At 41.4% G+C, this 6,201-nt stretch carries 7 protein-coding genes; 4 read left to right on the top strand and 3 right to left on the bottom strand.

What is annotated here, in order from left to right; genetic code table 11:
• Positions 1-596: 596 nt before the first annotated feature.
• Complete coding sequence (locus tag V7K41_RS11340; RefSeq protein WP_334848112.1) at positions 597-2,447, top strand: putative bifunctional diguanylate cyclase/phosphodiesterase; 1,851 nt, start codon at positions 597-599, stop codon at positions 2,445-2,447.
• Here the strand turns inward: V7K41_RS11340 and V7K41_RS32840 are convergent.
• Positions 2,438-2,641 carry a calcium-binding protein gene (locus V7K41_RS32840; protein ID WP_442943170.1) on the bottom strand — a complete coding sequence of 68 codons (204 nt, stop codon included), beginning with the start codon at positions 2,639-2,641 and terminating at the stop codon, positions 2,438-2,440. The two genes, V7K41_RS11340 and V7K41_RS32840, sit on opposite strands and share 10 nt — an antisense overlap.
• Positions 2,642-2,691: 50 nt before the next feature.
• Here V7K41_RS32840 and V7K41_RS11335 point away from each other — a divergent pair, with 50 nt between their 5' ends.
• Both V7K41_RS11335 and V7K41_RS11330 read left to right on the top strand, forming a co-directional pair.
• Complete coding sequence (locus V7K41_RS11335) at positions 2,692-2,829, top strand: hypothetical protein (protein ID WP_334848111.1); 138 nt, start codon at positions 2,692-2,694, stop codon at positions 2,827-2,829.
• A gap of 32 nt (positions 2,830-2,861) precedes the next feature.
• Positions 2,862-3,557 carry a response regulator transcription factor gene (locus V7K41_RS11330; protein ID WP_334848109.1) on the top strand — a complete coding sequence of 232 codons (696 nt, stop codon included), beginning with the start codon at positions 2,862-2,864 and terminating at the stop codon, positions 3,555-3,557.
• A 45-nt stretch (positions 3,558-3,602) separates the two neighbouring features.
• Here V7K41_RS11330 and V7K41_RS11325 read toward each other — a convergent pair whose 3' ends face one another.
• Both V7K41_RS11325 and V7K41_RS11320 read right to left on the bottom strand, forming a co-directional pair.
• Complete coding sequence (locus tag V7K41_RS11325) at positions 3,603-3,773, bottom strand: hypothetical protein (protein WP_334848108.1); 171 nt, start codon at positions 3,771-3,773, stop codon at positions 3,603-3,605.
• 654 nt (positions 3,774-4,427) lie between these two features.
• Entirely contained in the window at positions 4,428-4,712 is a 285-nt protein-coding gene (locus V7K41_RS11320) for an Npun_R1517 family heterocyst differentiation transcriptional regulator (RefSeq protein ID WP_094350942.1), read from the bottom strand.
• Positions 4,713-5,579: 867 nt separating this feature from the next.
• Here V7K41_RS11320 and V7K41_RS11315 point away from each other — a divergent pair.
• On the top strand, positions 5,580-5,939 hold the full coding sequence (locus tag V7K41_RS11315) for an NAD(P)H-quinone oxidoreductase subunit M (protein ID WP_334848106.1): 360 nt from the start codon (positions 5,580-5,582) through the stop codon (positions 5,937-5,939).
• Positions 5,940-6,201: the final 262 nt, after the last annotated feature.

Genomic DNA, 6,201 nt, shown 5'->3' with positions numbered 1-6,201 from the left:
ATAAGTCTTTTACCGAACATGATATGAGACCCTTATTCTTTCCTTAGCTCACAAAAGCGAATGTATCTTAAGAAGTATTTTCAAAAGCAGGTAAAGCAAATATGCTGTTATTGATGAACTTTTAACTTTAGTAGCTTGTATTTAAGAAAATAAAAATTTCAGTAAGTAGGGCTTGTTGCCACTTAGCACTTTGGTCGTTATTAGACAAGCTTATGGCACTAAATAGGGCTAAAAGTTGATTGAGGCTACACAAATTTGATTGCTTCCTCATTATTGAGAGAGAAGTTAGTAAATCAAAAAACCATGTTCTGTCATATTTATTTATAGAGTATCCGCTCTTTCAAGTAACCTTCTCTCCTTGCCTGCTTAATAGCGTCTGAATTCTTGAAGAAAGCATGGGGTTTGCTTTTCCTGCTCTCTTCATTGACAGTTACGCTTCATAGTTTTGTGAGTTGAGCAACATGAAAGTGGATGGATTTAATCAACAGATAGATAAATTATGCTCACAGATACAGGGACTATTAAAATGCTATGGAACTAAGCTGAAGTCACAACAGGAGATGATAACAGAGGCTTTCGAAGAACTTAACACCGCAATGGAAGAACTATTGACAGCTTCCGAGGAGTTAAAGGTAACACGAGCGGCAGTAGAGAGAGAGCGCCAGCGTTACCAAGACTTGTTCGAGTTTGCTCCAGATGGTTACTTGGTAACTGATACCAACGGGATAATCCAAGAGGCTAACCATGTAGCAGCAACTTTGCTCGGTGTCCAACAAAAATATTTAGTAGGTAAACCATTAATTCTTTTTATTGCTCAACAAGACCGCCAGTCCTTTAACTCTCAAATAAACAATTTGCAGGAGATACTGAACTGGGAAATTCACCTACAGCCACGGAGAGGGGCGCCTTTCCCTGCTAAGGTGAAAGCGTCTGTAGTACATGACCTTGAGGAGAAGCACCTTGGCTGGCGTTGGCTGCTGTGCAATATCAGTGAACGCAAACAGGCTGAAGAAATGTTGTACAGAGCTTACAGTGAGTTAGAAATACGGGTGGCGGAACGGACAGCAGAACTGGTAAAAGCAAATCAGAAATTGCTAAATGAAATTACAGAACGTAAAAGAGTCGAGTCACAACTACTGCACCTTGCTTTTCACGATGCATTGACGGGTCTGGCAAACCGCATTGCATTTATGAACCGCCTAAAACATGCGATAAATTATTCAAAACGGCATTCAGATTATCTATATGCTGTGCTATTTATCGACCTAGATCGGTTTAAGTTGATCAATGACAGTCTTGGACATCTAAATGGAGACCAATTGCTGCTTGCTATTGCAAGTAGACTAGAAATATGTGTACGCTCCATAGATACAGCGGCACGGCTTGGGGGAGACGAATTTACAATCCTGCTTGAGGGAATCCAGGATGTATCAGACGCCATCAAAGTAGCTGAACGGATTCAAAAGGAACTGGCATCACCCTTTAAGCTTGACGGACAAGAAGTCTTCATCACGGCAAGTATTGGCATCGCGTTGAGTTCGACAGTAGACTATCAACACCCAGAAGAACTGTTGAGGGATGCAGATACAGCAATGTACCGAGCCAAAGTGCTAGGCAGAGCGCGTTATGAATTATTCAACTCAGATATGTATGCTGATGCTCTAGCGAAATTACAGTTAGAGACTGATTTGCGCCGAGCGATTGAACGCAAAGAATTTCGGGTTTATTACCAACCGATTGTTTCACTCACTAGTGGCTCTATTATAGGTTTTGAGGCTCTATTGCGCTGGCAGCATCCAGAGCGTGGTCTGCTTAATCCAGCAGATTTTATTCCCCTAGCAGAGGAAACTGGACTAATTTTCTCCATTGGCAAATGGGCTTTGCATGAAGCCTGCCGCCAGATGCAAGTTTGGCGGGTATGTCATCGTTCTAAATTACTAGAGAAAATTAGTGTTAATCTCACCGTCAAGCAATTTTCTCAGCCGGATTTGATAGAGCAGATTGAGCAAATTTTGCACTCAACTGGCCTTGATGCTAGTACTCTAATCCTAGAGATTACTGAAAACGCAATTGTGGAAAATGGCGATAAGGTAACTGCTGCAATCTTACAACTTCGAGAGATGGGCATTGAGTTATCAATTGATGACTTTGGTACAGGCTACTCCTCATTAGGCGGTCTTTATAACTTTCCGATTAGTGTGTTGAAAATTGACCGTTCTTTTATCAGCCTGATGGGCACTAATAGTAAAAGTTTAGAAATTATTGAGATAATTGTCACCTTGGCACACAAGCTAGGTGTGGATGTGCTTGCCGAAGGGGTAGAGACAAAAGAGCAACTATTACTTCTAAGAAAGTTAAACTGTCAATATGGCCAGGGGCATTTTTTCTCAGTTCCGTTAAATAGCTCGGCAGCAGAGGCATTAATTAGGGAAAATCCTCAATGGTAAGGGTTATTAAAAAATTCGTAATTGGTAATATTGATATCGTTACCGTCGTTGCCATAAAGTAGGTCATTACTGTCATCTCCTTCCACAAGGTCATTGCCCAACCCGCCATTTAAGGTGTCTTTACCGAATTGACCGTAGAGGCGATCGTTACCATCGTCGCCATTGAGTCGGTCATTACCGTCACCCCCATCCAGCAGGTCACATCAACTGTTGGGATCTTAGCACAGGGGAATGTCGGCAAACTTTGCGGCCAGCCCGTCCCGATGAAGGCGCGATCGTTATAGAGGTTAAAGGGTTGACGGAGGCAGAGATGTCAACTTTAAAAGCTTTGGGGGCGGTAGAGGTGAATTCAAGTTGCTCAATGCCTACCAACTTTCGCTAAATTGGAAAAAGGAAAACTCAAGGGAATTTTAAATGTCAGCACAATTGTTACTGGTGGATGATGAACCAGGGATACGGGAAGCCGTGAAAGACTATTTGCAAGAGAGCGGTTTCAGCGTTCAAGTCGCCAGTAACGCCCTAGAAGGTTGGGAATGGATGCAGCTAAATACACCTGACTTAGTGATTTCCGATGTGATGATGCCTCAAGTAGATGGCTATCAGTTCCTGAAGCAACTACGAGAAGACCCCCGCTTTCAAGCACTCCCGGTAGTATTTTTAACTGCTAAAGGGATGACAGGCGATCGCATTCAAGGCTATCACGCTGGTGTTGATGCCTATCTACCCAAACCCTTCGATCCAGACGAGTTAGTGGCTATAGTCGAAAATTTGCTATCCCGTCGCGCCGCTAAGGCTGCGAGTACGGGAGATGATGCTGAAACCCCCGATCTTGCTGAACTAGCCAATCAGATTGCCCAAATTAAAGCATTGTTAACTCAAAAAAATGCTATTTCCCAATCGCCAGCCCCTTTTAAAATTGATTTGACTCCCAGAGAACAAAGTGTTTTAAATTTGGTCGCAGAAGGGTTGATGAACAAAGAAATCGCCCGTCGCTTAGAAACCAGCGTCCGCAATGTCGAAAAATACGTCAGCCGTTTGTTTAGTAAAACCGGTACCAATAGCCGTACAGAGTTAGTTCGTTTTGCTCTAGAACATGGTCTTGCTAAATAGGCATTATTGGGCATTTGTCATTGGTCATTGGTCATTTGTCATTTGTCATTTGTCAGGAATTATTATTCTCTCCTGCTTCCCCTGCTCCCCTAATCCTCGGTAATCGGTAATATAGCGGTTCCCATTCAGATGCGGTACAAGATTAATCGCGAAGTGTAAGGGCACGGCAGTGCCCATTGGTGTCAACTTAACGCTAAACCCGCTTGGTGAAAACATTTTGCCCTCACCCCCAGCCCCTCTCCCAAGAGAGAGGGGAGCTAGACATTCAATTCCCCTTCTCCCAAGGGAGAAGGGGTTAGGGGATGAGGGCGTGAGGGATTTACAAAACGCCTGTCTGATATAGTTTTCGGCTGAAGTTGACACGTATGGGCAGTGCCGTGCCCCTACGGGTGTACCTCACTCAACTGAGAACCGCTATAGGTAACTGGCTGCTAAACCATGACCTATTACCAGTAATAGATAAAACATAAGTATTTCAGCAAATCAGGCACTTAGCTTCAGCAAAAAGCTAAAAGAAAGGTTATTTATTTTTACTTTGATCTTTTAGGTTTTCATTTGATTTGCGGCTGTTGTCCAATTCCCCATCTGTAAAGACACAGGGTTTTATTATTCTGCAATGTTTTGATAAAAACTCGGTAAAATGCACCCGGCTGAATTTGCTTTCAGATTCTACCAGTACCCTTTGCTACAAAGTTTTTAATAGCGGAAACTGATCCTGGGACTTTGTGCTGCTAAATATGACTTTCACAAAGTAGAAATCAAAATATTTTATGAAATCTACTGGCTGCTTAGTTTTTATGGTAACGGGGGTATGGGATCAACATTTAATTTGATGCCCAATTCACGTTTTTCACTACTCAATTTACACATTTAGGTTGGAGAATTTTCCGCGACATTACGCAGGCGCATTAGCTGACGCCGCATTTGAGGCGAGGCTTTAAACTCAGACACTTCCTGGGCTTTAACAGACGCTTGTAGCGTTTCGAGAAAGTCATCAGAACCTTCGGTTAAAGCATCAAGTAGCACCTGTAAAAGTTGCTCGCGATCGCTCAATAGACTCTTTTCCTCAATCAACCGGAATTTGAGATGTATTTCACACTCATAAACACCTACTTCGAGATTATTTATCTGGCGTGGTAATGCTTTGGAGTTCATAGCTATTGAGATTCCTTTACTTGGTTGTCATGAGGGCAAGGAGGTAGATGTCCAGCAAAAATTCTTTATATCTCTTTTAAATCCAAAGTGCTTGAATTAAGAATTTTTCTTCATCAATCACCTTTGTATTCCATTTCACTCTCCTTTGGTGTATTTTCAAGCTAAATTTTCAGTGTCTAGATTTTGAGGTTTCTGTGCCAGATGTAGCTTATGGTAAGCCATAACTATTATTCAGTTTTTAAGATTCTACACAATAAAGTTTCTGTAAGAAGTTGTTCAACCTTTTTAAAGGTTTTTACATCAACTTTATGTTAACGTCAACAATAGTTTAACTTGTTACTTTAGTTTTGGTGTTTATACGTAAGTAAAACCGCTGATTTTTTTTGAGTTTATTAAAGCTAGCAGTCGATGTAGCGCTATTGCGTGAAATTACTTGATGTACGTTTTTTGCGATAGAAAATTCAGGATAAATTGATCGGCATAATTATTAATGTCAAAACTTTTGTTCTCCAGAAAAAAAGTACACAGATCAAATTATTCCTGCTGAGTGGCTAGCTCTACTGTCTTTTGGGCTTGATTGAGTCCAAAAATCTTAGCAGTAAGTCAGATCCGTAGATTAGATGAAAATACTCTAACAATTAATTTTTACAGAAAAATAATTCGACTACTGTCAGTACTAGCAGTTAAATATATCTTCAACTCATAACAGAAGTAGCAAACTCATCAGTAAAGGTGATATTTTTACTTATGCCCATTCAATATACCCTTTTAAAACAGCATTCACAGCTTTTAAATTGAGAGCATTCAAGCTCGGATATAACGTCTACAATAATTCCAATGTAATCCACGCAAATCTTACACCTTTTTATGGATAATCCGATGCTGCTCAAGTCCACAACCCGGCATATCCGCATTTTTGCAGGTGAAATTGACCGGGATGGCGATTTAGTTCCTAGTCAACAAGTTTTAACCTTAGATGTTGACCCAGATAACGAATTTAATTGGAATGAAGATGCACTGCAAAAAATTTATCGAAAATTTGATGAACTAGTAGAAGCATCTAGTGGCGCAGACCTCACAGACTATAACTTGCGCCGTGTGGGGTCAGATTTAGAGCATTATCTGCGATCGCTTCTGCAACTCGGCGAAGTCAGCTACAATCTTTCTGCCCGTGTTACTAACTACAGCTTGGGAGTCCCTCAAGTTGCCATTGACGACAAACAATAAGCCAATGACTTGGTAGCAGGCTGGCTGAACCCTTCTGTATAAAGAGTGCTGAGTTAAAAGTGTCTTGGCTGAGAGTGGAAAAATTCATCCAGCGTATTTCAGGTAAATGAAGTACACAGGTAGGGGCACAATATGTTGTGCCCCTACGATTATCTGTACCTCACGCCTGTTGAATCTGCTGTAAGTTTACTTCTTAACTCAGCACAGGCTAACCCCCCTGCCACCAACAGCAGTCCGAAAGAGATTTTTAGAGTTACTGCAT

The organism is Nostoc sp. (assembly GCF_036917415.1).
Lineage (GTDB): Bacteria > Cyanobacteriota > Cyanobacteriia > Cyanobacteriales > Nostocaceae > Nostoc.
The sequence above is the reverse complement of the archived record's forward strand: the minus strand, read 5'-3'. Positions and strand labels throughout refer to the sequence as shown.